We start from the raw sequence: 25,621 nt of genomic DNA on the forward strand, positions 1-25,621 counted from the left end.
GTAATCAACCTGCCGGGTCATCCACCGGCAGTTCCTTGACCGGGATCGGTTCGATCCCCCAGTCACCATGCAGGTACCAATCCTCGCCCAACATCTCGGCCGGATGCATGGTGCGGTCCGCACCGTTGCCGCAGGCCAGCGCGTGGGTGGCGCAGTAGCGATCACAGCCCCAGCAGATACGTTCGGGATGCTTGGGGTTGATGGGGAAAGGCTTGGCCATGGCGTTCCTCGCAGGGCGAACGGAAGTGGCCTTCAAGCTAGCGCGCAGAGCGGGTTGGCGCCTTGATTTCGGTCAAGGACGCCAATCGGGAGGGTGCGGTTACTGGGCGACCTTGCCGCGCGGATCGTCGATGTGTTGCTTGGCGACATCGTAGCGAATGCCTTCGCGATCGAGAATCCGCACTTCCCTGACCACCGTCGCCAGCGCATGCAGGAAGGTCTCCGAGTGTTCATGGCGCTCGTAGGCGGCTTCGTCGGCCCAGCCTTCGGTGAGGTGGAAGGTGTTCGGGTTGGTCAGATCCTGGGCAAAGGCGTAGTAGATGCAGCCTGGCAGCTTCTGGGCGGCGAGCATTTCCGGGATCACCGCGTCGATGAAGGTCTGCCGGTCATCGGGGTGGACACGGTAGTAGGCGCTGACCAGGATCTGGGTCGGCAGGGTCTTGTCGTGGTCGGATGCAGCATCTTTCTGAAAGGCTTGCATGGTCATTCTCCAGGTATCGAAAGGGTAATCAGGCGGCGTCATTGGGCGCGAAAGCGGTGGCAGCAGCGACGGTATCCAGCGACTCGCGCAGCAGTTGGATCTTGCCGTCACGGGCGACCAGCCGGCCGGCGTAGGACTGGCGATAGATACGGCCGGTAGCCGGTACCAGAGCTTCGACGTCGTACTCGGCGAAGGCCTGGTCCGGGGTGTCGATCAGGAAGCGGATGCGACGAAACTTGAAGTCCGGCACCTTGCCGAGCAGCGAGGCGATGAAGCCCTCGATCTGCTGCGGGCCCTCGACGCGGCTGGTGATGCCCAGCGATTGCAGGTAGGGAATTTCCAGCGCACCGTCCTGGGCGAACAGCTCGGCGGCGGCACGGGGGTCTTGGATGGCGTCCAGGTAGCTCTGGAACAGTTGTACGGCAGTTTTCATCGGAGGTGTCCTTGAGTGGTCGATTCGTTGGCGGCCAGTGACTGGCGGCGACGGGATCAACTTTAACCAAGGACCTCAGAAACCAAAATATCAAAGATAGAAAGCCACCGTTTCATTTATGAAATGAAGCTGACTCACCTGCACTACCGCGGCCAGCGCCAGGAAGGTTCGCTGAGGTGTTCGGCGAAGAAGTCCGACAGCGCGCGGATTTTCACCGGCCGCGTGCGCGCCGAGGGCGTCACGAAGTACAGGCCGCCGCGGGTCATGCTCCATTCCGGCAGCAGGCGGACCAGGCGACCGTCGGCCAGGTATTCGCTGGCGATGAACTCCGGCAGCTCGGCAATCGCCAGCCCTTCCAGCAGCACCGGAATCATCGCGTCGGAGTTCGTCACCCGTATCGGGCCGCTGGGAACCACGTCTTCTTCGGCGCCATTGTCCTGGGTGAATCGCCAGACCTGGGTGCGGGCGCGGTAGGCATAACTGAGGCACTTGCGATTGGCCAGGTCGCGCGGGTGCTCCGGTCGCCCGTGCTGTTCCAGGTACCCAGGCGAGGCCACCAGGAACTGGGTCACGGCGCAGAGCCGCCGGGCAACCAGGGACGAGTCCGGCAGCGCGGCGATCCGCAAGGCGGCATCGAAGCCGTCGGCGATCAGGTCCACCGAAGCGTCCGACAGATGCAGGTCCACCGACAATTCCGGGTAACGCCGGATCAGTTCCGGCATCAATGGCGCCACCCAGCGTAGGCCGAATGACATCGGGATCGCCAGGCGTACCTGGCCACGCGGCTGTACCGACAGCTCCTGGGCTTCGCTTTCCACTTCTTCGGCCTGGCGATAGATGTCCCCCGCCTTCGCGGCCATGCTCAAGCCGAACTCGGTCAGCGACAGTTGACGCGAGGTGCGGTTGAACAGCCGCCCACCCAAGCGCTCTTCCAGCCTGGCCACGGCACGCGACACCGTCGGCACCGAAACGCCCATGACCCGGGCAGCGGCGGCGAACGATCCTTCTTCAGCAACCTTGGCGAACATTGCCAGTCCTTCAAAATCGGGTAATTTGCTCATTTCATTTCTGCAACGATAGGTTTCAGACAATTCTATTTTGAAAAAAACGAGCCGTCGATAAGCTTCTCCCCATCGCAGCAATCAACCACTTGGAGAAACATCATGATCGGCAAACTTGAAGGCAAAATCGCAGTTGTCACCGGCGGCACCACCGGCATCGGCCTGGCCACCGCCAAACGCTTCGCCCAGGAAGGCGCCCACGTCTACATCACCGGCCGCCGCCAGGCTGAACTGGACGCCGCCGTGGCCCTGGTCGGCAACGCCACCGGCGTACAGGTCGACTCGACCCGCCTCGACCAGCTCGACGCCCTCTACCAGCGCATCCAGGCCGAGCGCGGCCAGATCGATGTGTTGTTCGCCAACGCCGGCGGCGGTTCGATGCTGCCACTGGGACAGATCACCGAAGAACACTACGACGACACCTTCAACCGCAACGTCAAGGGTGTGCTGTTCACCGTGCAGAAAGCCCTGCCACTGCTGGCCAACAACGCTTCGGTGATCCTCACCGGCTCCACCGCCGCCAGCTCCGGCACTGCTGCCTTCAGCGTGTACGCCGCGTCCAAGGCCGCCGTCCGCTCGTTCGCCCGCAACTGGATTCTCGACCTCAAGGATCGCCACGTCCGCGTCAACACCATCAGCCCCGGCGCGACCCGTACACCTGGCCTGGTCGACCTGGCTGGCCCGGACGCGGCCCAACAGCAAGGTTTGCTGGACTACATGGCCTCGCAGATTCCCCTGGGACGTGTGGGTGAACCGGAAGAGATCGCCAGTGCCGCGCTGTTCCTCGCTTCCAGCGATTCCAGCTTCGTCAACGGTACCGAACTGTTCGTCGACGGCGGCCAGGCCCAGATCTGACTCGAAGGCAGGCCGCAGCCCGCGCGGCCTCGTCACCTGATTTTGAAAGGAACACACCATGAAAACTGCAAAACTTGCCGTACTGACCGCGTCCCTCGCCCTGGCCTCGATGGCCCAGGCCGCCACGCCCAACGCACCCGCCGCCGCCCCTGACGTGCTGCAGGTCTCGGCCATCGACCACGTCGGCATGAACGTGCCCGACATCGACTCTGCGGTGAAACTCTTCACCGACCTGGTGGGCGCCAACGTGATTTCGGACATCCGTCCGGGTGCCATTCCGGCTGAATGGAAAGCGCAGTTCCGCTGGAACCCCTCCAGCGAACTGGAACGCTTCGTCATGCTGCAACTGGAAGGCGGTGCCAAGGTGGAGTTGTTCCAATACAAGGGACCAAAGATCAACCACGTGCAGCCCCATGAGGACGACATCGGCGCCAGCCACTTCGCCCTGCGGACCAACGACATGGCGCGCAGCCTGGCCGTGGTCAAGGCGAAGGGCCTGAAGGTGCTGAACGAGCCGATCACCAACCCCGATGGCGTGCAGTGGTTCTACTTCCTGACACCGTGGGGTTCGCAGATCGAACTGGTGTCGCTGGCGGCCAAGTAATCGGCTCCCGCCCTGTCCAAAGTCCACCCTCGCGTTGAGTCTGATGGCGACAATCATACCGCCTATCAGAAACCGCGATGGCGGGCTTATAGGCGTTCTATTACCCATTACGCTAAACAGTATCAGTAATCCTGATACTGCAAAGACACATACTGTTTCAATGATTCTAGCGTCGTACACTCGCCGACATGCCAGGGATTAAACACTGGCTCCATAAATACAAGAAGCAAGTGGTGACACGATGAGCAGTCAAGTTTCGTTCGAAGATCTTCCGCTGAGCCGATTCCATCTGCGAACGGTATTCAGTGGAACAGGAGGACAGTTCAGCGACGGATTCGTACTGGGTATTATCGGCATCGCCGTCAGCATGGCCGCCGGGCCGTTGCAGCTCAATGCCCTATGGATGGGCCTGTTGGGTGCCGCCTCGTTGGCGGGTCTGTTTCTTGGCAGTTTGTTCGGTGGCCCCATCGCCGACAAGTTTGGTCGTCGCACCATCTTCGCCTGGGACATGTTGCTGTTTGCAATCATCTCCGCTTCACAGTTCTTCGTAACTTCCCCCGAACAACTCCTGGTATTACGACTATTACTCGGGCTGGTACTTGGCTTCGATTATGTCGTCAGTAAATCCCTGGTCACCGAGTTTGCCCCGCGCCGTTATCGAGGACGCCTGCTGAGTATTCTTGCCGCTGCCTGGGCCGCCGGTTATGTCGCTGCCTATCTGGTCGGTTTCGCCGTGCGCGATATCGGCCCCGATGCCTGGCGCCTGATGCTGGCCCTGAGCGGCGTACCCGCCCTGCTGATCCTGCCGCTGCGCCTGGGCGTGCCGGAGTCGCCGATCTGGCTCATGGCCAAGGGGCGCAGCGAAGAAGCCATGGCGATCATTCGCAGCAAGTTCGGTGACCATGTCACCCTGAGTGCGGCGGCCCCGGCTTCCACGCCAAAAAGTGGCGGCATGGCCGAACTGTTCAGCCAGCGCTGGCGCAAGCACACCCTGGTCGGCTGCGTGTTCTACACCTGCCAGGTCATTCCGTTCTTCGCCCTGGGCACCTTTTCGCCGCGGGTGCTGGAAGCGCTCAACGTGCAGGACAAGTTCGTCGGCGGACTCGTGTACAACGTCCTGCTGATGGTCGGCGCCCTGCTCGGCCTGATGATCATCGACCGGATCTCCCGTCGCGCCTTCCTGGTCGGCACCTTCTACCTCAGCGCCGTGGGCCTTGCGGTGCTGGCCTACGGCGGTTTCGGCCCCGTCGGTACCATCCTCGCGTTCGGCTTCTTCGCCTGTGTGCTGGCCGCAGCGGTCAACCTGGAGTTCGTCTACCCACCGGAGCTGTTCCCTACCCACCTGCGGGGTTCGGGTATCGGCCTGGCCGTGGCCTCCAGCCGCTTCGGCTCGGCGTTCGCCACCTTCCTGCTGCCGATCGCCGTGCAACAACTGGGTATCCAGACGGCGCTGGGTGTCTGTGTCGCAGTGCTGGTGTTCGGCGGGGTGTTCTGCCACCTGTTCGCCCCGGAGACCAGCAAGGAAGAGCTCGCCGGCCTGGCATCGGCAGCCGATGACAGCAGCGTCCAAACGGCCATGCCGCTGGTGACAGCGGCGGGCCAGGACGGAAAGATTCGCTCCTGAATCCACGTTCAGCCAAGAGAGAACGAATATGCCAGCCAACAAGCTTATCGACATGTATGCGGTACAGGTCTTTATCTGCGTGGCTGAAGAAGGAAGCATGTCGGGCGCCGCCACTCGCATGGGGATCTCCCAGTCGGGTGTGTCGCAGATGGTCCGGCAATTGGAGGATGAGCTGGGCGTGGTCCTGGTCGACCGCACGACCCGCCCGCTCACCCTCACCTCCTGGGGCGTGGCGCTGCGAAACCGCGGCGCGCTGCTGGCCGAGGAATTGTCGAACCTGAAGGTCCAGGTGCTGGAAGCCGGTCGCGGGGTCAAGCCCGACTTGCGCCTGGGCCTGGTCGACTCGTTCGCCTCGACGTGTGGCTCGATGTTCACCAAGCGCATGCTGGGCCAGGCGGCCCAGCTCTCGGTACGCACCGGGCTCAGCCCGCAACAGGGTGAAGCCCTGCTGCGCCGCGACCTCGACCTGATCGTCACCAGCGACCCGCTGATGGATGCCAGCGATGTGGTGCGCTACCGACTGTTCTCGGAACGCTATTTCGTGATCACGCCGACCACCCAGCGCAAGCCACTGAACAGCATCGAGGACGTACGGGCCCTGGCCAACGTGCTGCCGGTGGTGCGCTTCAACCATGCCTCCCAGGTCGGCCAGCAGATCGACCGCCACCTGCGAAGCCTGAACATCCGCGTACCGAACTGGCTGGAGCTGGACAACGCCGACGCCCTGACCTCGATGGTCGCCGAGGGCATCGGCTGGGCCGTCACCAGCCCGATGTGTTTCCTGCAGGCCAGCACCTGGGCCCGCAACGTCACCGCCCATGTGGTACCGGAGCTGGGTCTTGAGCGCTCGCTCTACCTGGTCGCCAGACGCAACGAATACAGCGCCTTCTTCGCAGACGCCTGCGAAGCGGCACGCGACGTCATCCTCGACGCCTTCCTGCCCAACCTCACGGCCCTGGGCCAGGGTGTCGAGGCTCTAGTGAAATTTGATGAGGGTAATATCCGTGAGTACTTTTGATCACCGCAACGCCAGGGTTGAACAGGACTACGTAGGGGAAGTCAGCATCCCCGGCGACAGGCTCTATGGCGTGAACTCGGTGCGTGGCCTGGAAAACCTGACGGTATCGCCCCTGACGGTGGCCCACTACCCGGCCTTCCGTAACGCCTTTGCCCAGTGCAAATGGGCCGCGGCCCTGGCCAACCGCGACAGCGGCGTACTTGACGCAACGCAGTGCGACGCCATCGTGCAGGCCTGCCAGTCGGTCATCGTCGGCGAGTGCGACGACTCGCTGATCGTCGACCTGCTGGAAGGCTCGGGCGGCACCTCGACGAACATGAACTTCAACGAAGTGATTGCCAATCGCGCCCAACAGATGCTCGGGCACCCGGCCGGTCGCTACGACATCGTGCACCCGAACGATCACGTCAACATCTCGCAGTCGACCAACGACGTGTACCCGGCTGCGCTGAAGATCGCCACTTACGCAATGTTCACCCCGTTGATCAGCGAAATGCTGGCGCTTGCCGTCGAGTTGGAGAAAAAGGCCGAGCAGTTCGCCGATATCCTCCATCTGGGTCGCACCTGCCTGCAGGATGCCCAACCCATGCGCCTGGGCCAGCTGTTCTCCGGCTACGCCTCGCTGACCCAGCGCCTGGCAGCCGAACTGGCGGCGGTGCGCGACAAGCTGCGCACCCTGCCCCTGGGCGGTACCGCCATCGGTACCGGTTTCGGCGCGCCAGCGGCCTACCGCAAGGCGGTCTACCAGCATCTGTCGGCCATCACCGATGTCGAGTACCTGGCGCCGTCGAACCCGTTCGATGCCATGCAGAACATGGACGTGTTCTCGCGTATTTCCGGCGAGCTGCGTACCTGCTCCGCGTCGCTGGCCAAGATCGCCACGGACCTGACCAAGCTGTCCTCCGGCCCGGTCGGCGGAATCGGTGAACTCAAGCTGCCCGAAGCGCAGGCCGGCTCCTCGATCATGCCGGGCAAGGTCAACCCGGTGCTGCCGATGGCGATGATCCAGCTGAGCTTCGCGGTGATTGGCAACGACGTCGCCGTGGCCCAGGCCGTGCAGTACGGCGAGCTGGAGATCAACCATTTCGAGCCGGTGGTGGCCTCGCGAGTGTTCGACAGCATCACCCTGCTGACCCAGGGCATCCGCAGCTTCCGTGAGAAATGCATCGCCGGCATCACGGCGGACGCAGACCGCAACCTGCAGCACCTGACCGACTCGATGGCCGTGGCCACCGCCCTGGTGCCCCAGTTGGGTTACGCCAAGGTCAGCAAGCTGGCACGACAGTCCGTGGCCGAAGGCCGCTCGCTGCTGGCAATCATGGAAGAGTCCGGGGTCATGACCCGGGAACAGGCATTGGCCGCCATCGAAAAAGCTTCTCACCCAGTGTTCGAAGGTTGAGAAACACGGTGAGGTGATCGTCAGATCGCCTCACCACTTGGGTGGACGTCCTCGCCCGCCCAGCTTGATCCCTGAAAACAACAAACCTTCAGAGTTCGTTCTGCGAGCTCAGCCTACCTCTGCCCCAAAAACGTGAATGCAGGTGAATAATGAAAATTCTAAATGTAGGTTTTACCGTCTTGCTCGCCTCGGTCATGACCGTCAGCCAGGCCATGGCCAAGCCCACCGTCGCCGTCCTGGCAACGGGTGGCACCATCGCCGGCACGGCGGCGCAGCAGAGCCAGACCACCGGCTACAAGCCCGGCGTGCTGACGGCACAGGCGCTGGTCGCCTCGGTCCCGTCGCTCGGCGAAGTGGCCAACGTCACCGCCGAACAGGTGGTCAACGTTGGCAGTGACAACATGGACAACCAGATCCTGCTCAAGCTGGCCAAGCGGATCAACACCCTGCTGCAGCGCGATGACGTGTCCGGCGTGGTGGTCACCCGCGGCACCGACACCCTGGAAGAAACCGCCTACTTCCTCAACCTGGTGGTCAAGAGCGACAAACCGGTGGTCGTCACCGGTTCGATGCGCCCTTCCACGGCCATTGGCGCCGATGGGCCGAGCAACATCCTGCAAGCCGTGGCCGTCGCCGCCTCGCCCGAAGCCAAAGGCCGTGGCGTGATGGTGGTGCTCAACGACCGCATCGGTTCGGCCCGCTTCACGACCAAGACCGACGCCAACGCCCTGGACACCTTCAAGTCGCCGGAAGCCGGAGACCTCGGCCGCCTGGTCAACCAGGTGCCGCTGTTCGAGACCCAGGTCACCAAGCCGCACACCGTACAGACGCCGTTCGATATTTCCAGGCTGGACGCACTGCCCAAGGTCGACATTCTCTACGGCTACCAGAACGACAGCGGCTACCTGTATGACGCTGCCGTGCAGAACCATGCGCAAGGGATCGTGGTGGCGGGCGTCGGTGCGGGCAGCGAATCGAACTTCGTCCTGCCGGCCATTCGCAACGCCATCCAGAAAGGCGTGATCGTGGTGCGTTCGACCCGTGCCGGTAGCGGCTACATCCCCCAGGACGATGCCTACGTGGGCCTGCTGGGCGATACCCTGAACCCGCAGAAAGCGCGGATCCTGCTGATGCTCGCCCTGACCGTCACCCATGACCCGGCGAAGATCCAGCAGATGCTGCACACCTTCTGATTACCGCCAGCCAATGGACTGCGAACGCCCTTGCTCAAGGGCGTTCGTTTTTGGGTGAGTCCATCACGATGTGGCTGGTGATCGACGAAACATGGGGCAGCACGCCCAGCACATCGGTGTGGAAGGTCTCGTAGGCCCTGATGTCCGCTACCTCGACCCGCAGCAGGTATTCGATGGTCCCGGTGATGGTGTGGAACTCCACGACATCCGGCGACTGGCTGATCGCCTGTTCGAATGCCTTGAGGCTGTCCTTGGTGTGATTGGACAACCCGACCGTCACGTAGACAACGAAGCCGGCGATTTTGCGGTTAACGAATGTGTAGCCCGCAACACTTGGTAAAGACACGAAACGGCTTTCCGAAATTGAGCCGGTTTCCTACGCGTTATCGGCATGGGAGAATATGGTGTGCGTCTACGGTGGTCACTGGCGTCCGGGGGTCGCTGCACATTCAGCGATGCGGGTTTCGCAGCCCGGCGATGAATAGGCGCACAGCGCCGCGAAAGCGGCTTTTTTGTGTCCGCGTCATGGCGGGCTGTGCGCAGGAGGCTTATGCCTGCGGGGTTTCGATCAGGCGAAATGCCGAGCGAACAGCAAGCTTTCTCTCATGAGCTGCCGCCCCAAGCCATTACAAGCCTCTCATTCAGCCAGCTCACTGCGAATAGCCTGCAGCACAATAGCCGACAGCCGTTCGGTAAGCGGCTCGGGCGAGCCTCCACTACGGTGTAGGGTCAGTGCGATGGATGGGAGCGATGGCAAGCCCAAAGCGCCCTCCGGCAGCAGCTGGGTTCCTTGTTGCAAGCCCAGGCCGGTGCGAATCGTGTATCCCAAGCCGGCCTCGGTAGCGGCTGATAGGCCGGGAAGGCTCGAACTCGTAAACGATAGGCGCCATGGCAAGCTAGCGCGGTCGAGCGCTTGGGTGGCCATCGCAAAGAACGGGCAAGGTGCGTCAAAGGCGATGATGGGTAGCGGTACTCCGTCATCCGGATGCCATAGCGGCGGATGCAGGGAGGAGCCAATCCAGCGCATGGGCAACTCGGCAATCGTTTCCTTGTAGCCGGTGCAATCCGACCCGGCCCAGGCGAAGGCCAGATCCAGCGAGCCTTTATCTACGCACTCGAGCAGATCGGCATTGCGGGCTATACGCGTCTCTACCCGCACGTCTGGGTGGGCGCGAACGAAGCGGCCAAGCACCTTGGGCAAGAATCCACCAAGGTCCTCCTGCAGGCCCAGGCGCACCCAGCCGTTGAGCTTGAGCTGCGAAACCGCCGCAACTGTTTCATCGTTGAGGCTGAGCAGCCTACGGGAATAGTCAAGCAGTACTTCCCCCGCGTCAGTCAGCTCCAACTTGCGACCAGCCTTCTTGAACAATGGCGTTCCGGCCTGGGCTTCGAGCTTTTTCAACTGCGCGCTAATGGCCGAAGTGGAACGCGCCAGCTTGTCTGCTGCCTTGGCAAAACTGCCCAGTTCCACCCCGGTAACGAAGCTGCGCATCACATCGAGATCGAAATTGACGGACCGCATGACCATCCTATTTTTCAGGACGTATAGAAAAAATAATTTGATTTTCCGAATAATACCCTCATGCGAACCTCACTCCCACATTTTTTGGACAGTGAGCGTCTCCATGACCATAAGCAGAAGTCACCGCTGGAAAGTCCTGGGCGTAGGAGTTGCCGCCAATGCGAGTTTCTCCAGCATCGTCGGCGGGCTACCTGCGACCGCCGTGTACATGCGCGCCACCTACCAGTTGGACAATACCGAACTCGGCATGGTGCTGGGCGTATTGGGGCTGGGCATTGCCGCCAGCGAGATTCCCTGGGGACTGCTCACCGACCGCTGGGGGGACCGGCCCGTATTGCTCACTGGGCTGTTCAGCTCGGCCGCTGCCTTGCTGGTGCTGGCCCTGTTGGCGTCCCTTGCACCCACTGCCATGCTGCTGGCGGCCGGGCTGTTCGCAGTGGGCCTACTTGGCAGCAGCGTCAACGGTGCAAGCGGCCGGGCAATCATGGCGTGGTTCAAGGAAGGCGAGCGAGGTCTCGCCATGAGCATTCGCCAGACTGCGGTACCCGGCGGCTATGCCTTGGGCGCAATCTTTCTGCCATGGCTTGCACACACTTACGGATTCCTCGAGGTGTTCGCCGCCTCCGCCTTTGTATGCATAGTGTCGGGACTGTTTGCCTGGGCATGGCTGTTCGAACCCGACTTCACCGGACCCGCCAAAACCAAAGGCAGTTCGACCGGCAAGGGGCCGTTACGCGACCCCGGGGTCTGGCGGATCGTCCTGGCTATCGGCCTGCTCTGCGCGCCCCAGTTTGCCATCCTCACCTATGCGGCTGTGTTCTTCCATGACTTCGGCGGTGTCGACATTGCCGTCATCTCGGCCACTCTCGCGGTCATTCAGGTAGGCGCCATTATCAGCCGTATATGGAGCGGGCGCTGGACGGACAAGCATAACAACCGCCGTTCCTACCTGAAGACTTGTGCCTGGCTGAGCGCCCTTGCCTTCCTGATACTCGGCGTCATCGTGGGGGCGACCAATGTCAACGACTTGAACGCCTCGCCTTTCGCTGCATGGCTGATCATCGCAGTGATGATCGTGGCCGGTATTACCGTGTCGGCCTGGCATGGGGTGGCTTACACCGAGCTGGCGACATTAGCCGGCGCCAGCCGAGCCGGTACGGCCTTGGCCATGGGTAATACCTGCGTTTTCGTGGTGCTGTTCCTTACACCGATCGCGGCATCCGCGCTAATGAGTCACGTGTCCTGGTCAGCGGTATGGCTGGCGGCTGCCGGCTGTGCCCTGGCAACCGTGCCATTGTTTGCGCGGGTCAAAAAAGGTCATGCGCTGGAATTGAAATCCGCGTAGAGCGCGGTAATCGGGTGTCGAACTGGAGAACGCCTTCGCGGGTGGCATGCACACGGCAGATGAGAAGGTGGCGCGTTACGTCTTTCAGAGCGACATGAGCATCTCATGCCAGGCCATGCCACCGTGGTCCGAAGGCGAAGGTCGCACGTACTCGTAACCCATCTTGCGATACAGCTCGACGTGCTGCTCCTTGCACATGAGGTGGATGGTCTGCTTGCGTAGCGACTTCATGCGGCCGATGAACTCGTTCATCAGCAGCTTGGCATAGCCCTTGCCCTGGTGCGCAGGGTCGACCACCACCGACATGATCACCACGTTGGGCGCCACCGGGTCATGGCCGACCAGTTCCTTGAACTCTTCGTCGGACATCACCACCTCGTGGGCGCAGCCGCTGTTGATGAAGCCGACGATGCCAGCATCTGCCTCAAGCAGCAGGAAGCCCTGCGGGTACTGATTGATCCGGGTGCGGATCTTTTCCAGGGTGGCGGCTTCGTCGCCCTCATAGGCGCCAATTTCGATCTCGTAGCAGCGCTCGGCGTCTTGGGCAACGGGTTGGCGGAAATGCGGGGTGCTCATGAATACTTCCAAAAGGTGAAATAGCGATCACCCATGATATCAGCCTGGTCGTGAATCGAATCAGCGACTCTTGAACACCCCGCTGAGCACAAATGCATAACGCTCAGGCCGAATGAAGAAGGTCGTGCGATCGCAACAGCGGTCGTCGTCGAACCAGGAGGTACGCTCCATCACCAGCAAGGCCGTGCCACGCCTCACCCCCAGGTGCGCGGCCAGGGTCTTGTCCGCCTCGCGGGCGCGGATAGCCATGTCGGCACGAATCACCGCTTGCCCGGTGGTGCGTTCGAGTACCGAATACAACGGCACCTCTGCCATCTCCTCCCAGTTCACCTCGCGCAGCTCATCGGTGAGATAGCTACAGGCATAGGCGATGGGTTCCTGGTCGACCCAATGCAGGCGCTCGACCTTCACGCAATGGCCATCGAACAGCGTGCGCACCTCGTCAGGTACCGGGATGCGCCCATGCCCCAGCATGCTCATGCCCGGTTGCAACCCTTGCAGCAACAGCGACTCATGGAAGCTGCGCAGCGCATCCAGATTGTGCCGCACCTGCTGGGCGGCAACGAAGGTGCCCTTGCCCTGCTTGCGCTCGACCACGCCGTCCTCTTCCAGCTTGCCGAGGGCCAGGCGGATGGTCACCCGGCTGACGGCGAAACGTGCCATCAGCTCGGCCTCGGAGGGCAGCTTGCCGTCGGTGCCGTACTGGCCCTGCTGAATTTCCTGCAGCAATTGCTGGACGATCTGTTCGTAGAGGGAGGTGGAGCTTTCTCGCTGGAGAGTCACGTGATTACCGATCCGTTGGAATGAAGCGGTGCGATGGCACTTCGCTTCTAAGGTTATGACCATTTCGTCTTGGGGCAACTTGTATTAATACGTATTATACCAGGCATTGACCATTCTAGATGACTCGGTGCCGCTTGCCATGTCCCATGCCGAACTTTACCTGCCCCCCGATGCACTCAGCGTTCGCGACGTCGAGTTCGCCTACCCGAACGGGCATGCCGTCTTCAAGGGACTGAACCTGCGCGCCCGTCCCGGCGAGTTCGTCGCCATCCTCGGCCCGTCGGGCTGCGGCAAGACCACCCTGCTCAACCTGCTGTCCGGTTTCCAGAAACCCAAGGCCGGCCAGGTGCTGGTCAACGGCCTGCCGACCCAGCCGGAGTTGCCAAGACTCGGCTATGTGTTCCAGAGCCCGCAGTTGTTTCCCTGGCTCAGCGCCCTGGAAAACGTGCGCTTCGGCCTCAAGCTGGCCGGCCGCGGCGATGCCGGGGAGCAACGCCAGCAGGCGCTGAAATACCTGCGCCTGGTTGGCCTGGAACAGGCCGCGCAGCAGTTGCCGCGCCAGCTCTCCGGCGGCATGCAGCAGCGCGTGTCGCTGGCCCGCGCCCTGGTGCTGGAACCCGAGGTGCTGCTGATGGACGAGCCGTTCGCCGCTCTCGACGCGATCAGCCGCGCGGCGATGAACGAGGAAACCCTGCGGCTCTGGTCGACCCTGGGCCAGACCGTGCTGTTCATCACCCATGACATCGACGAGGCGGTGTTTCTTGCCGACCGCGTAGTGGTCATGAACATCGCGCCCGGCGGCATTCACAGCGAGCTGGCCATCGACCTGCCGCGCCCGCGCAGCAACCTGGAAACCCGTCGCCTGCCGGCGTTCCTCGACTATCGCAACGAGCTGATGACGCGCATCAGCGAAGTCATGGCCGCCTCGCCTTTGCGCAGCGACTCCACCCACTGACAACGAGCCCCACATGATCAAGAAACTGCTCCTGCCGGTCGCCCTGGCGGCGACCTCCTGGCTGGCCTCGACCCAGGCCGCCGAACCGCTGCGCATCGGCTACGTGTTCGCCATGGCGAATGCCCCGGTGCTGATCGCCGACAAACTCGGCTACTACCGCGACGAAGGCCTGGACGTCGACATCAAGGCCCTGGGCGACGGCCCGGTGATCCAACAGGCCCTGGCGGCCCATGAACTGGACGTCGCCTATGTCGGCGCACCGCCGGTCTACCAGTGGTACGCCCGTGGTCTGAAGAGCGTGATCCTGGCCAAGGTCAACTATGGCCAGGCCGCCGTGCTCGCCGGCACGAACAGCCCGATCCACGACCTGGCCGACCTCAAGGGTCACAAGCTGGCGGGCGTGAAAAAAGGCAGCGGAATGGACGTGCTGCTGCGCGGCTACGTGCTGGGCGAGCGCGCCGGCCTTAATCCGGACAGCGACCTGGACATCGTCGACATGCCGCCGGGCAACATGAACGCCGCCCTCGACCGCGGCATCGTCGATGCCGCATTTTCCTGGGAACCCTTTGTCAGCCAGGCGCTGCTGCGCGGCTCGGCACGCCTGCTGCTGGACGTGAACCAGGCGCTGCCGCAATACCCGTGGTACGTGGTCATCGGCCTGCCGGAAACCCTGCGTGATCGCCCCGACGACGTGGTGAAACTGCTGCGCGCCCACCGCCGCGCCATCGCCTACCTGAACGAACACCCCAGCGAGTCCAACCAGATCATCGCCGACGCATTCCGCCTGGAGCCGGTACAGCGTCCCGACGGCAGCCAGGCCGATGGCCAGGCCATCGTCGCAGAAGCGCGCAAGCGCCTGGGCTGGTCGGCCGAGCTGACCGACGCCGACCAGCAGTTCATCGAGCGGCTGATGGCCTACTCCAACACGCTCAAGTTCATGAACACCACGGTGCCGCTGAAAGACCTGGTGGACACCTCCTATCTGCAGAAAGCCTCCCGTTGAGCCGTCCATGAAATTGCCAAGACCCAATTGGGGCTGGGCCTCGCTGCCCTTTCTGCTGCTGGTCTGGATCGCCCTGGCCAGCCGCTTCCCCAGCTATGTGCTGCCACAACCCTGGGTGGTCGCCGCCGAGGCACTGCGCTGGATCGACGACGGTTCGCTGTGGAAGCAGTTTCGCGCCAGCGCCCTGGAGGAACTGGTCGGTTTCGGCAGCGCGGTGCTGGTCGCGGTGATCGTCGGCACCGCCGCCGGCCTGTCGCGGCGCCTGCGCGAGTTCGTCGCACCGCTCAACAGCCTGTTCATGGCGATCCCGCCGATCGCCTGGGCGCCACTGATCCTGATCATTTTCGGGCTGGGGTTCTTCTCGATCATGCTGGTGATCTTCATCGCCGCCGTGTTCCCGATGATCGTCACCCTGCAGGAAGGCGTGCTGGGCATCCGCGACGGCGAGGTCCGCGCGGCCCGGACCCTCGGCGCCAGCCCGCTGCAACTGCTGGTGCATATCTACCTGCCGGCGTCGCTGCCGTTTCTCACCGCCGCGCTGCGCATCGGTTTCAGCCAGGGCTGGCGGGCGCTGGTGGCCGCCGAAATGATCGGTGCCTCCCAAGGCATTGGCTGGATGGTCTCCATGGGCGGCCAGATCGGCAACAGCAGCCAGGTGCTGCTGGGCATCGTCATCATCGGCCTGCTCGCCTGGCTGATGGAAAGCCTGGTGTTCCGCCGGCTCGAACGTCACTACCAATCCTGGCGGGCTGCCTGAGGTACCTCGCCATTCCCTTGTTTCTTCACGATGACCAACGAGGTATTTCCGTGAGCCAGACCTTCGATCCCCGTGATGCCGGCGAGTACATCGCGCCGCGCGGACTCTACGCACGCAACAAGGCGCTGCCCTTCCTCGGCAGCATCCGTTGCGACCGCCAGACCCTGGTCGCCGGCCAGTGGGACGAGCTGACCTTCGTCTACGAGGTGGGTGCCAGCGGCCTGGCCGACGGTGCCTGGCTCAAGCTGGCGTTCAAGTTCTACTCGGACTGGGCGCTGTTCCAGACTTCCGACCCGACGGCCGCCAACTACGTCAGCGCCGAGTACCAGGCCGGTGAACTGGTACCCGGCCAGAGCCCGGCCACGGTACAACACCTGAAGGTGCGCTTCGACCAGAAGGGCCATGAGCGGCCCTTCCAGAAAGCCATCCTGATCGACATCGTCGACGGCTACCTCAACCCCGGCGACCGCATCATCATTCGTCTCGGCGACCGCCGCCAGGGTGGTGCCGGCACCCGCGTGCAGAGCTTCGTCGAGAAGGACTTCCGCCTACGGCTATTCATCGATCCGCTGGGCAGCTCCAAGTTCGCCGAGGTACCGGGAGACCTGCTGCTGGACATCGTCCCCGGCGCGCCGGAACGGCTGCAGGTGATCGCCCCGAGGCTGGTCGGCGAAGGCCAGCCGTTCGACATCCTGGTACGGGCCGACGACGCCTGGGGCAATACCTGCCGACACACGCCACTGACCGGTCAACTCACCCTGACCGGGCCTGCCGCGCAGGCTCAGCGCCTGCCCTTCACCCTGGCCAGCGAAGGCTGGGCCATCCTGCGGGTGCCGGCCATCGAACTGGCGGCGCAAGGTGAATGGTCGATCCAGGCCGTCACCGATCAGCTCGGTGTGCAAGCGGGCTCGGCCTTCGTCAACGTCGATGCGGCGCTCGGCACCCTGCGACCGCTCTATGCCGACCTGCACGTGCATTCCGATGACACCGTGGGTACCAACGACACCCTGTACAACCTGAGCTATGGCCGCGACGTCGCCGGTCTGGATGTACTCGGCTACACCGCCAACGACTTCAACATCACCGAGCAGCGCTGGGACGCAGCGGTCAAGCTGATCCACCAGCTCAACGAGCCGGGGCGTTTCGTCTGCTACCCGGGCACCGAGTGGTGCGGCAACTCCTGCGCCGGCGGTGATCGCAACGTGGTGTTCCTTCACGAGGGCAAGCCGCAATTCCCGTTCGACGCCCAGGGACGCCTGGTGCGCTCCTTCGAGTGGAACGAGTTCACTGCGGGTACCATCAAGCCCGGCACCTGGCCAGTGGACGAGCTGTACGCCGCCTACGCGCACGACCCCGAAGGCCACCTGATGATGCCCCACGTCGGTGGCCGGCGTTGCAACCTCGACTGGCACCACCCCGAGCTGGAGCGCCTGGTCGAAGTCGGCTCGGCCTGGGGCCAGTTCCACTGGGTCTATGCCGAGGCCCTGCAACGCGGCTACCGCGTCGGTGCCGCGGCCAACAGTGACGAACACCAGGGCCGCTGTGGCGGTGGTGTGCCGGCGACGGCGGTATTCGGTTCCCGCGGCGGTCTCACCGGCGTGATCGCCGAAAGCTTCGACCGCGCCGGCGTCGGCCGCGCCCTGCGTGCCCGCCACACCTTCGCGACCACCGGCGAACGCAGCCTGGCGACGTTGCGCCTGGGCGAACACCTGATGGGTGATGTGGTAAAGGTCAACGGCGAAACGGCCCTGGACTACCGCTTGCTGGGGGATACCGGATGGGAGCAGATCGAGCTGTTCCGGGGCGAGCAAAGCATCTGGTCGCGCAACCTGCATGCCGAGGCCGGACTGTCGTCGCGGCGGATTCGCCTACGCCTGGGCGGTGCGCGGATCAAGGATCGCTACCGCGGCGCCTACTGGACCGGCGAGATCAGTCTCACCGGCGCCACCCTCAATGCCTTCCGCTTCCTCGGTGCCGACCACCCCGAGCAGGTGGCCTGGCGCAAGGACGCCACCACCCTGGCGCTGAAGACCGACACCAACGGCGACACCGACAGCCTGGAGATCGATATTTCCGGGCTGGCCGGCGCCCGTATCAGCGTGCACTTGCGGATCGATGGCTACGTGAAGGTCGGCGATTCGCTGGCCCCACCACCGCACGTGCATGCGCCTGGCGTCACCCTGCAACTGACCGGCGAGGAACTGCTGGCCGCCGGCTCGATCGTCAAGCACCTGCCGGGCGCGGAGTTGCAGGTGTCGCTGGAGCAGGTCAGCGAGGCGCCACTGCCGCGCGAGGTGTCCGGACGAATCGAACTGAGCGCGCTGGACCTGGAAAAAGGCCGTGAACATCCCCTGTTCATCAGCGCCCGCCAGCGTGACCAGTCGCGGGTCTGGACCTCGGCGCTGTTTGTCACGCCCTGATCACTCCCGAGGCTCGAACAACAATCCCGCCCAACGGATCATCCGTCGGGCGGGATGTCCAGACTTCGTTGCCTGAAACCGATTGCAATATCCGCCGCCAGCTCACCCTTCAATTAAATTGAACTCCCTTTCCTCGCACTCATTCATACCTTACGGAGCCACCAACCAGCCAAAACCATCGAGTCGGAAGCCTTGCAATGTCGTCGTCATTGTCGGAACACCTGCGCCAACCTGACCTCAAGAGAGCGGCCGGCCCCAAGGCCAAGGCGCTGGAGGCGTTGCTGCACGGCTTCCCCCCTGTGCCCTGTCTACCCAGTCTCGACGATCGCTTGCTGGAAATAATGCAGGCGATCCGATCGCAGGGGCTGGACCGCCTGCCCTTGCCGGGCCACGGCAATACCCTGCAACGCTGGCGGGCCCTGGCACAGGTGGCGGGGCATGACCTGTCGCTGGCCAAGCTGTATGAAGGCCATACCGACGCCCTGGCGATCCTCGCCGAATGTCACGCCAGCCACCTGGAAGACCAGGGCCTCTGGGGCGTCTGGGCGGCGGAACCGCCTTACGCCCGCACCCGGATCACCTCGCGCCAGGGCACTCGCGTTTACCTCAGCGGCCGCAAGGCCTGGTGCTCCGGCGCATTGCAGGTGGACCACGGGCTGCTCACGGCCTGGGATGAGAATGACAGGCCGCAACTGGTTGCCATCAACCTGCACGACCCGAGCCAGCGCCTAGAGGCTGGCGCCTGGCAGGCGGTGGGCATGGCGGCCACCTGCAGCATCGAAATCGAGTTCCAGGACACCCTGGCCTATCCGGTCGGCCAACCGGGACAATACCTGGCGCGTCCGGGCTTCTGGCAAGGCGGCGCCGGCATTGCCGCCTGCTGGTATGGCGCCAGCGCGGCCCTGGCCGAGTACCTGCGCGAGTACTGCCGCAACCGGCAGGAGCCACACGCCCAGGCGCACCTGGGGGCCGTGGATGCCGCCCTGGGTGGCGCCCGGGCCGCGCTGCGCCAGTGTGCCACCTGGATCGACCAGCACCCCCACTCGGATGCCAGCACGTCGGTGCGCTGCGTCCGGGCCGTGGTGGAGCAGGCGGCCAGCGAGGTGCTCGATCGCGTCGGCCGTGCGCTGGGCGCCACGCCCTACTGCCAGGACCAGCGCTTTGCCCGGCTCAGTGCCGACCTGCCGGTTTACTTACGCCAGAGCCATGCCGAGCGGGACCTGGCCGAGTTGGGCAGCCAGGTGGCCCAGGTGACCGCAGGGAGCTGGCAACTATGACGGCAGCTCCCGATACCGATGCCTTTCCCGGCACAGGTACCCCACTGGAACATTGGCAACGCTCGACTGCCCTGGCCGGTGTGCCGACGGTGAGCCTCGCCGAGCTGGTTCCCGAGAACAGCCGCCTGGTGGTGGTCGCCCCCCACCCCGACGACGAAGTCCTCATGTGCGGTGGTCTGCTGGCCAGCCTGGATGACAGCCGGCAACGCCAAGTGCTGCTGGTCTCCGTGACCGATGGCGAAGCCAGCCACCGCGGCTCCACGCGCTGGAGCCCACAGGACCTGCGCCAGTTGCGTCCACGGGAAAGCCGGGCCGCCCTGCATGAACTCGGGCTCGATACCGAGCGATTGCCCTGGCTGCGGGTCGGCCTGCCCGATAGCGATGTGGCCAGCCGGGAAAGCGAACTCCGTGATTACCTTGTGCTACACCTGCGCCCCGGCGACCGAGTGATTACCACCTGGCGTAAGGACGGCCATTGCGACCACGAAGCCGTCGGCCGGGCCTGCGCCCAGACCGCCCGACAGTGCCAGGCGGTGCTGCTCGAAGCACCGGTCTGGACCTGGCACTGGGCTTCGCCGAACGACTCGCGGCTGCCCTGGGAGCGCGCCCGAAAATTGCCGCTCGATGCCCGCGCACTGGCGAGCAAGCACCAGGCCATCACGGCCCACCACAGCCAGATAGTCGCCGACGGAACCACCCCGGCGGTGTTGCAGGCCCACGCCCTGGAACGCCTGCTGCAACCCTTCGAACTGGTGTTTACATGAGCATGAATGCCGACTACTTCGAGCGTCTTTTCGCCAACAGTGAAGACCCCTGGCAGTTCCGTACCCGCTGGTACGAACAGCGCAAACGCGACCTGATCCTGGCCTGCCTGCCGCGCCAGCGCTACGAACGGATCTTCGAACCGGCCTGCGCCAACGGTGAGCTGAGTGCCGCCCTGGCCACCCGTACCGAAACCCTGCTGTGCCAGGAGCGCAATCCGACCGCCGTCGAACTGGCGCGGGAGCGCTTGAGTGACCGCGCCCATGTCTGGGTCGAACAGGGCCAACTGCCGGATGATTGGCCGACCGGCCGCTTCGATCTGATCGTGCTGGGCGAAATCGGTTACTACCTCAGCGCCTGGGACTGGCAACAGGTCATCGAGCAGACTCTTGACAGCCTGACACCGGACGGTGCGGTGCTGGCCTGCCACTGGTTGCCGCCGATCGATGGCTGCCCGCAGGACGGCCGCCAGGTCCATGAGCGGCTGGCCAGGCAGCTGCCTTTGCATCGCGCCGTACGCCATGAGGAGCCCCAGTTCCTGCTGGAGCTGTGGAGCAGGCAACCCGCCCTGCTCGACCTGGAAGAGAGCTGCCTATGATCGCCGTTGTCGTACCCGCTCATAACGAGGAACAACACCTGGGGGATTGCCTGCGGGCACTGAAACTGGCGGCGCGCAACGTCGAAGCGCTGGGGGAGACAGTGCAGATTCTCGTCGTTCTCGACCAGTGCAGCGACGCCAGCTACGCAATTGCAATGGGACAGGGTGTGCAGACCCTCAGCATCAACGTGCGGAATGTCGGTGAAGCTCGACGTGCCGGTGCCGCCATGATGCTCGAGAATGGCGCGCGCTGGCTGGCGTGCACCGATGCCGACAGTTGCGTGCCACCCGACTGGCTACTTTGCCAGTTGGCGTTTCGCGCCGATGCGGTGTGCGGCACGGTACACGTCGACCACTGGCAGCTCCATCAGGACGCCCAACTGCGCCAGCGCTACCAGGCGCACTACCACGCCGAGGAAGGCCATCGCCACATCCACGGCGCCAACCTGGGGATTTGTGCCAAGGCCTACCAGCGCGCGGGCGGCTTTCGGCCCCTACCCCTGGACGAGGACGTGCAATTGGTCAACGACCTGCAGCAAAGCGGGGCCCGTATCGTCTGGACCGCGCGCAACAGCGTCTCCACCAGCAGCCGCGGCGACTGTCGTGCCCGCGGTGGCTTCGGTGATTTCCTCAAGAGCTTGAGTGCCTGAGCGATAGCGGAAAAAGCTTGTTGCACAGCCTGTTTTGACAGCTGCGGCGGCATCCGCCATCGTGTGGATGCATACCGCTGACCTTGTCAGCACACTGCCGATGTAGCTCGGATCCGAAGGGCTACGATGCGCGATTGCGCATGATCCGTCCCCAGGTCGCAACGCTTCCAGTCATGCGACCAATCGACCCTCGTCGATGGAAGCATTGCTGTCACGTCGCGGTTCCCTCCTACTCCTGCATCCGTCCAGGGCAAACGCTCCTGGAAACGGGTGTGACCTGCTGCATCGCCCTACTACCTCAACCGGGAAATCACCTCCCGGTCGGGACCGGTGGTTTCTCTCGACAAGGAGAAGTCATATGTCCCAACTGCAACCTGCCGGCGCCACTTTCAAGTACGCCATTATCCTGACCCCACTGATCTGGAAGAAGGCTGTAAAGGACTACAAGGGCCCACGGGGTTCAACCTTCGAAAGCCGCCTGCAGGCGCTGCTCCATGCAGCGGCCAAGGCGCACAACCGGCAACCTGATGCCGATCAGGTGCATTTCGAACTGTACCCGCTGCTGGAGAAACGGCTGCGCCTGAAGCTGGTGCTCAGCCTGCTGAGTTCCAACCACGGGCTGCCGTACCTGCTGCTGTCGCTCAAGGAAGAATGGAGCGAGTAACCTCAAGAAGACGCCCGACATTGTCGGGCGTTTTTCTCTTGGGGACGATCTACTGGCGGCCTGGACTAGCCAAGCCCGACGAAATAACGCCCGGTACAATCCAGTTTCCTTGCAGCAGTGATCGCGCCGGATTGCCACTGTGTACTCACCACCGCGTGAGGACACCTGGATGCATGGCTCCCCTACCCGGCCCCTGGCCACTCTTGCAACACTTGCCTTGCCGCTGGCGGCGATCGCCCTGTCGGGCTGCGTTTCGGCAGGATCGCCTCCCGGCAGCTCGCCGAAGCCACTGCCGCCGGTGTCAGCCGAGAGCCAGCCGTTGCCGTACGAACCGTCGGCACCGCTGCGCACAGCGCGCTACACCCTGGCCAACACCCTGCCACGGGCCGATCAGCTGGACCTGCTACGCCAGGTGATCGACATCCACATACCGGACCAGTTGACCCCCAGTGTCCAGGACGCCATGACCCATGTCCTGCGCCGGTCGGGATACCACTTGTGCCCCGCAGCCGACGCTGTGCAGGTGCTGTATGCCCACCCGCTGCCCGCCGCGCATTACCACCTGGGCCCGGTCACGGTCCGCAATGCCCTGCTGGCGCTGGCCGGGCCGGCCTGGCAGATGGAGGTCGACGAACGTGCCCGACGAATCTGCTTCAGCGCGACAACGCTGGCGGGAGGTCAGGGATGAAACGGCCTTCACGCAGTTCGCTGGTACAAGGTGCAACGGTGCTGCTGTTGATCGGCTGTGCGGGGTTCTTCACCCACCGGCTCTCGACGCTCGCCGATGCGAAACAGGTGCGACAGGCCGCCGAGCAGATACACAGCCTGCAACAGCAACTGCAACGGATCGATCACGAACTGGAAGGCATGCAACCCTTCAAGGGCGTGCTGAAGGAAGACTTCCAGCAGGCACAGCAGTCACTGCTCAAGCGCCTGGGCGCACTGGAATCGACAGCCCGTGCGGTAGAGACCCTCACCTCAAGCCTGACGGCGATGAAAGCCCAGCTACAGGACAATGAAAGCACCTTGCTGATGCTCAAAGCGGCGGCGGAGAAATGCCCCGCGGCGTGCACGTCCACTGCGGGGCCGGCAAACCCGCCGCCGCGCCTGAAGACTCGGAGTAAACCCCCGGTCACAGCCAAGGCCAGCCCGCCGCCGTTCACACTGCTTGGCCTGGAGTCACGGGCAGGCGAGTCGTTCCTGGCGGTCATTCCCCAAGGGCTGAAACGGCTGGGCGACGTACGACTGCTACGTCCAGGCATGTTGTTCCAGGGCTGGAAGCTGACGGCGCTGGATTCGGGAAAAGCCCACTGGCTCAGGCCCGACGGTGTGCTGACCACGCTGTCGATTCCGTGAGAGGCAACCCATGAATGTCCACTCGATACCCGGAGCAATGCTCCTGCTGTTGGCCACAGCGACCCAGGCGCAACCATTGGAACGATCCACCGTGCAAGACAGCGTCCACCTGGAGAGCCAGGTCGAGCAACAGCGCGCCGCCGAATGGGGACTCAGGCCGCAGGAATGGCAACGCTATCGACAGCTGATGGAGGGCCCGCTGGGAGTCCATTCGCCCAACCTCGACCCGCTGACAGCCCTGGGCATCGAGGCGCGCGATCCGGCCGAGCAGGAACGCTACGCGCAGATGCAGGTACAGGTGGAGTTCGCCCGCCTGCAGAAACTGCTGGATTACCAGAAGGCCTATGACCGCGCCTACCAACGCCTGCACGCCGATCAATTGCCGGTGAACCTGCTGGAAAGAGGCAAGGCGCCGCTGGCCTCGCCGGTCGAAAGCAACGCTCGACTCGCGGTGTTCGTCAAGCCCCGGTGCAAGCACTGCATGAGCCAGGCCCGGCAGCTACAGCGCGAAGGCAAACGCTTCGACCTCTACCTGGTCGACACCGACAACAGCGACGAGCGCCTGCGTGACTGGGCCAGGCAGGTCGGCATCGAACCGTCCAGGGTGCGCTCGCGAGACATCACCCTCAATCACGACACCGGACAATGGGCACGCCTGGGCGACGATGGGACCTTGCCCGCCGTGATGCGGCCGGTCAACGGCCAATGGCGGCGCCAATGAGCGGCGCCCTCGTACAGTTGGCAAGTGCGTTGGCCACCGCCTGGCTGCTGGCCTTGCCCGCCATGGCCGCGCCGCCGCCCCTGGCTTACCAGTGGGCCACGCAAGGCACCCCACTGCCGGCGCACGTCCTGTATGCCCTGGCGCTACAGGAAAGCGGCACCTGGCTGCGCGGGCGGCTGGTCCCCTGGCCCTGGACGCTGAATGTCGCCGGCCAGGGCCATCGTTTCACCGACCGCCAGTCCGCCTGCCGCGCCCTGCTGCTGGCCATCCACGAAGTCGGTGCCAAGCGGGTCGATGCCGGTCTGGGCCAGATCAACCTGGGCTGGAACGCCCAATACTTCAGTCACCCCTGCCAGGCGCTGGACCCCTACCGCAACCTGGATGTCGCCGCTGACCTGCTGCTGGCACACAAGGAGCCCGGCAGCGATTGGGTGAGCGCTGCCGGTCGTTATCACCGCCCGCTCGGTGGCGCACCTGCCGAGCGCTATCGCAAGGCCTTTGCCCGCCATCTGGGCCGCGTTTCGCAGGGACTCGTTCAAGGAAGACATACTCGATGAAATCCATCCGTTTCCTCAGGGCCCTGACGCTGCTGGCGCCGCTTTGCGCCGAAGCCGAACTCCAGGTTGTCGACGACCTGGGCGGCACCTCCGCGCTGGCCTACTACCGTTCGCTCAATCTTTCGACTCAACACCCACAGGGCAAACCGCTCCCATTACCCGCGCTGCGCCTGAAGCCCTACAGCGAAGCCGACCTGTTGCCCGTGCACTCACCCGGCATGACGCCCGGCCAGGTCATGCCTCGCGTACACAGCATTCCCGGCCTGCAAGCGATTTTCCTCGTAGGCGATGACCCCGTGTCGCGGCGCTGGCTGCTGGAACGCGGCGAGGTGCTGCGGGAACTCAAGGCGGTGGGGCTGGTGGTCAACGTGCAACGGCTGGACACACTGAACGAACTGCGCCAGTTGGCCAGCGGCCTGGCCATGGCCCCGGTGGCGGCCGACGATCTGGCGCGACGGCTGGGCTTGGCGCACTACCCGGCGCTTGTCACCGCCACAGGCATCGACCAATGAGGCGCCCATGAACTGGCCGACACGGGTGGAGTTGCGCTTTGTTGCGCTCTGGTCACCCGCTAGCGAGGTGCAGGCCGTTTCGGCGGAACTCAACAACCTGCTGGGCCTCGCCCAGTTGGGCTGGGTCGATGGCCAGGCGCTCTACCCACTATTGGAGGAAAACGGCCTGGCCCCAAAGTGGATCGGTCCCCGGGGCATTCAGGTGAAGGACCCGCTGGCTGGCGTCTTGCTGCTGTGCTTCGAAATCCGGGAAGTGGCGATTCACTGATGTTGAAC

Annotated in this window: 30 protein-coding genes; 22 read left to right on the top strand and 8 right to left on the bottom strand. The window is 63.8% G+C overall.

What is annotated here, in order from left to right; all coding sequences use genetic code 11:
* Window positions 1-4: 4 nt before the first annotated feature.
* The 4 genes from AC6I6U_RS20175 to AC6I6U_RS20190 form a co-directional block, all read right to left on the bottom strand.
* Complete coding sequence (locus tag AC6I6U_RS20175; RefSeq protein WP_497877787.1) at window positions 5-220, bottom strand: DUF3079 domain-containing protein; 216 nt, start codon at window positions 218-220, stop codon at window positions 5-7.
* Between the two features lie 99 nt (window positions 221-319).
* Window positions 320-700: a putative quinol monooxygenase gene (locus AC6I6U_RS20180; RefSeq protein WP_497877788.1), complete on the bottom strand. Its 381-nt coding sequence runs from the start codon at window positions 698-700 to the stop codon at window positions 320-322.
* Between the two features lie 28 nt (window positions 701-728).
* On the bottom strand, window positions 729-1,133 hold the full coding sequence (locus tag AC6I6U_RS20185) for a nuclear transport factor 2 family protein (protein WP_497877789.1): 405 nt from the start codon (window positions 1,131-1,133) through the stop codon (window positions 729-731).
* 143 nt (window positions 1,134-1,276) lie between these two features.
* Complete coding sequence (locus AC6I6U_RS20190; RefSeq protein WP_497877790.1) at window positions 1,277-2,194, bottom strand: LysR family transcriptional regulator; 918 nt, start codon at window positions 2,192-2,194, stop codon at window positions 1,277-1,279.
* A 102-nt stretch (window positions 2,195-2,296) separates the two neighbouring features.
* Between AC6I6U_RS20190 and AC6I6U_RS20195 the strand changes: the two genes are divergently transcribed.
* The 6 genes from AC6I6U_RS20195 (at window position 2,297) to AC6I6U_RS20220 (ending at window position 8,887) form a co-directional block, all read left to right on the top strand.
* Window positions 2,297-3,049 carry an SDR family NAD(P)-dependent oxidoreductase gene (locus AC6I6U_RS20195; RefSeq protein ID WP_497877791.1) on the top strand — a complete coding sequence of 251 codons (753 nt, stop codon included), beginning with the start codon at window positions 2,297-2,299 and terminating at the stop codon, window positions 3,047-3,049.
* 58 nt (window positions 3,050-3,107) lie between these two features.
* Window positions 3,108-3,653 (top strand): VOC family protein, encoded by a 546-nt coding sequence (locus AC6I6U_RS20200; RefSeq protein WP_497877792.1) that lies wholly within the window; start codon window positions 3,108-3,110, stop codon window positions 3,651-3,653.
* A gap of 241 nt (window positions 3,654-3,894) precedes the next feature.
* Window positions 3,895-5,277 carry an MFS transporter gene (locus tag AC6I6U_RS20205; protein WP_497877793.1) on the top strand — a complete coding sequence of 461 codons (1,383 nt, stop codon included), beginning with the start codon at window positions 3,895-3,897 and terminating at the stop codon, window positions 5,275-5,277.
* 28 nt (window positions 5,278-5,305) lie between these two features.
* A complete protein-coding gene (locus AC6I6U_RS20210) occupies window positions 5,306-6,295 on the top strand; it encodes a LysR family transcriptional regulator (RefSeq protein ID WP_497877794.1) in 990 nt (329 codons plus the stop codon).
* Window positions 6,282-7,694 (top strand): aspartate ammonia-lyase, encoded by a 1,413-nt coding sequence (locus tag AC6I6U_RS20215; RefSeq protein ID WP_497877795.1) that lies wholly within the window; start codon window positions 6,282-6,284, stop codon window positions 7,692-7,694. The genes AC6I6U_RS20210 and AC6I6U_RS20215 overlap by 14 nt, the downstream gene beginning before the upstream one ends.
* Before the next feature lie 149 nt (window positions 7,695-7,843).
* Window positions 7,844-8,887, top strand: a complete 1,044-nt coding sequence (locus tag AC6I6U_RS20220; protein WP_497877796.1) for a type II asparaginase — start codon at window positions 7,844-7,846, stop codon at window positions 8,885-8,887.
* A gap of 34 nt (window positions 8,888-8,921) precedes the next feature.
* Here the strand turns inward: AC6I6U_RS20220 and AC6I6U_RS20225 are convergent, their stop codons facing one another.
* Window positions 8,922-9,233: an Lrp/AsnC ligand binding domain-containing protein gene (locus AC6I6U_RS20225; protein ID WP_497877797.1), complete on the bottom strand. Its 312-nt coding sequence runs from the start codon at window positions 9,231-9,233 to the stop codon at window positions 8,922-8,924.
* A 291-nt stretch (window positions 9,234-9,524) separates the two neighbouring features.
* Window positions 9,525-10,409, bottom strand: a complete 885-nt coding sequence (locus AC6I6U_RS20230) for a LysR family transcriptional regulator (RefSeq protein ID WP_497877798.1) — start codon at window positions 10,407-10,409, stop codon at window positions 9,525-9,527.
* Window positions 10,410-10,512: 103 nt separating this feature from the next.
* Here AC6I6U_RS20230 and AC6I6U_RS20235 point away from each other — a divergent pair, with 103 nt between their 5' ends.
* The gene (locus AC6I6U_RS20235; protein ID WP_497877799.1) at window positions 10,513-11,754 is read left to right on the top strand and encodes an MFS transporter; all 1,242 of its coding nucleotides are present in this window, start codon (window positions 10,513-10,515) and stop codon (window positions 11,752-11,754) included.
* Between the two features lie 84 nt (window positions 11,755-11,838).
* Here AC6I6U_RS20235 and AC6I6U_RS20240 read toward each other — a convergent pair whose 3' ends face one another.
* Both AC6I6U_RS20240 and AC6I6U_RS20245 read right to left on the bottom strand, forming a co-directional pair.
* Window positions 11,839-12,330: a GNAT family N-acetyltransferase gene (locus tag AC6I6U_RS20240; RefSeq protein WP_497877800.1), complete on the bottom strand. Its 492-nt coding sequence runs from the start codon at window positions 12,328-12,330 to the stop codon at window positions 11,839-11,841.
* Window positions 12,331-12,390: 60 nt separating this feature from the next.
* Entirely contained in the window at window positions 12,391-13,113 is a 723-nt protein-coding gene (locus tag AC6I6U_RS20245) for a GntR family transcriptional regulator (RefSeq protein ID WP_497877801.1), read from the bottom strand.
* A gap of 139 nt (window positions 13,114-13,252) precedes the next feature.
* Between AC6I6U_RS20245 and AC6I6U_RS20250 the strand changes: the two genes are divergently transcribed.
* The 15 genes from AC6I6U_RS20250 (at window position 13,253) to AC6I6U_RS20320 (ending at window position 25,613) form a co-directional block, all read left to right on the top strand.
* A complete protein-coding gene (locus AC6I6U_RS20250) occupies window positions 13,253-14,068 on the top strand; it encodes an ABC transporter ATP-binding protein (protein WP_497877802.1) in 816 nt (271 codons plus the stop codon).
* 13 nt (window positions 14,069-14,081) lie between these two features.
* On the top strand, window positions 14,082-15,071 hold the full coding sequence (locus AC6I6U_RS20255; RefSeq protein WP_497877803.1) for an ABC transporter substrate-binding protein: 990 nt from the start codon (window positions 14,082-14,084) through the stop codon (window positions 15,069-15,071).
* A 7-nt stretch (window positions 15,072-15,078) separates the two neighbouring features.
* The gene (locus AC6I6U_RS20260; RefSeq protein ID WP_497877804.1) at window positions 15,079-15,828 is read left to right on the top strand and encodes an ABC transporter permease; all 750 of its coding nucleotides are present in this window, start codon (window positions 15,079-15,081) and stop codon (window positions 15,826-15,828) included.
* Window positions 15,829-15,878: 50 nt separating this feature from the next.
* The gene (locus AC6I6U_RS20265; protein ID WP_497877805.1) at window positions 15,879-18,248 is read left to right on the top strand and encodes a hypothetical protein; all 2,370 of its coding nucleotides are present in this window, start codon (window positions 15,879-15,881) and stop codon (window positions 18,246-18,248) included.
* A 197-nt stretch (window positions 18,249-18,445) separates the two neighbouring features.
* Window positions 18,446-19,525, top strand: a complete 1,080-nt coding sequence (locus AC6I6U_RS20270) for an acyl-CoA dehydrogenase family protein (RefSeq protein ID WP_497877806.1) — start codon at window positions 18,446-18,448, stop codon at window positions 19,523-19,525.
* Entirely contained in the window at window positions 19,522-20,289 is a 768-nt protein-coding gene (locus AC6I6U_RS20275; RefSeq protein WP_497877807.1) for a PIG-L deacetylase family protein, read from the top strand. Before AC6I6U_RS20270 ends, AC6I6U_RS20275 begins: the two co-directional genes overlap by 4 nt.
* The gene (locus tag AC6I6U_RS20280; protein WP_497877808.1) at window positions 20,286-20,885 is read left to right on the top strand and encodes a class I SAM-dependent methyltransferase; all 600 of its coding nucleotides are present in this window, start codon (window positions 20,286-20,288) and stop codon (window positions 20,883-20,885) included. Before AC6I6U_RS20275 ends, AC6I6U_RS20280 begins: the two co-directional genes overlap by 4 nt.
* On the top strand, window positions 20,882-21,535 hold the full coding sequence (locus AC6I6U_RS20285) for a glycosyltransferase family 2 protein (RefSeq protein ID WP_497877809.1): 654 nt from the start codon (window positions 20,882-20,884) through the stop codon (window positions 21,533-21,535). The genes AC6I6U_RS20280 and AC6I6U_RS20285 overlap by 4 nt, the downstream gene beginning before the upstream one ends.
* Before the next feature lie 358 nt (window positions 21,536-21,893).
* Window positions 21,894-22,199: a hypothetical protein gene (locus AC6I6U_RS20290; protein WP_497877810.1), complete on the top strand. Its 306-nt coding sequence runs from the start codon at window positions 21,894-21,896 to the stop codon at window positions 22,197-22,199.
* A gap of 169 nt (window positions 22,200-22,368) precedes the next feature.
* Complete coding sequence (pilL2, locus tag AC6I6U_RS20295; protein WP_497877811.1) at window positions 22,369-22,887, top strand: PFGI-1 class ICE element type IV pilus protein PilL2; 519 nt, start codon at window positions 22,369-22,371, stop codon at window positions 22,885-22,887.
* On the top strand, window positions 22,884-23,555 hold the full coding sequence (locus AC6I6U_RS20300) for a hypothetical protein (protein ID WP_497877812.1): 672 nt from the start codon (window positions 22,884-22,886) through the stop codon (window positions 23,553-23,555). Before pilL2 ends, AC6I6U_RS20300 begins: the two co-directional genes overlap by 4 nt.
* A 10-nt stretch (window positions 23,556-23,565) precedes the next feature.
* On the top strand, window positions 23,566-24,276 hold the full coding sequence (locus AC6I6U_RS20305; RefSeq protein WP_497877813.1) for a TIGR03759 family integrating conjugative element protein: 711 nt from the start codon (window positions 23,566-23,568) through the stop codon (window positions 24,274-24,276).
* Window positions 24,261-24,833 carry a lytic transglycosylase domain-containing protein gene (locus AC6I6U_RS20310; protein WP_497877814.1) on the top strand — a complete coding sequence of 191 codons (573 nt, stop codon included), beginning with the start codon at window positions 24,261-24,263 and terminating at the stop codon, window positions 24,831-24,833. The genes AC6I6U_RS20305 and AC6I6U_RS20310 overlap by 16 nt, the downstream gene beginning before the upstream one ends.
* Window positions 24,830-25,345 carry an integrating conjugative element protein gene (locus AC6I6U_RS20315; RefSeq protein WP_497877815.1) on the top strand — a complete coding sequence of 172 codons (516 nt, stop codon included), beginning with the start codon at window positions 24,830-24,832 and terminating at the stop codon, window positions 25,343-25,345. The genes AC6I6U_RS20310 and AC6I6U_RS20315 overlap by 4 nt, the downstream gene beginning before the upstream one ends.
* 7 nt (window positions 25,346-25,352) lie before the next feature.
* Window positions 25,353-25,613 carry a hypothetical protein gene (locus AC6I6U_RS20320; protein WP_497877816.1) on the top strand — a complete coding sequence of 87 codons (261 nt, stop codon included), beginning with the start codon at window positions 25,353-25,355 and terminating at the stop codon, window positions 25,611-25,613.
* Window positions 25,614-25,621: the final 8 nt, after the last annotated feature.

The sequence above is a fragment of the Pseudomonas sp. UTLPPB19802 genome (assembly GCF_059730225.1).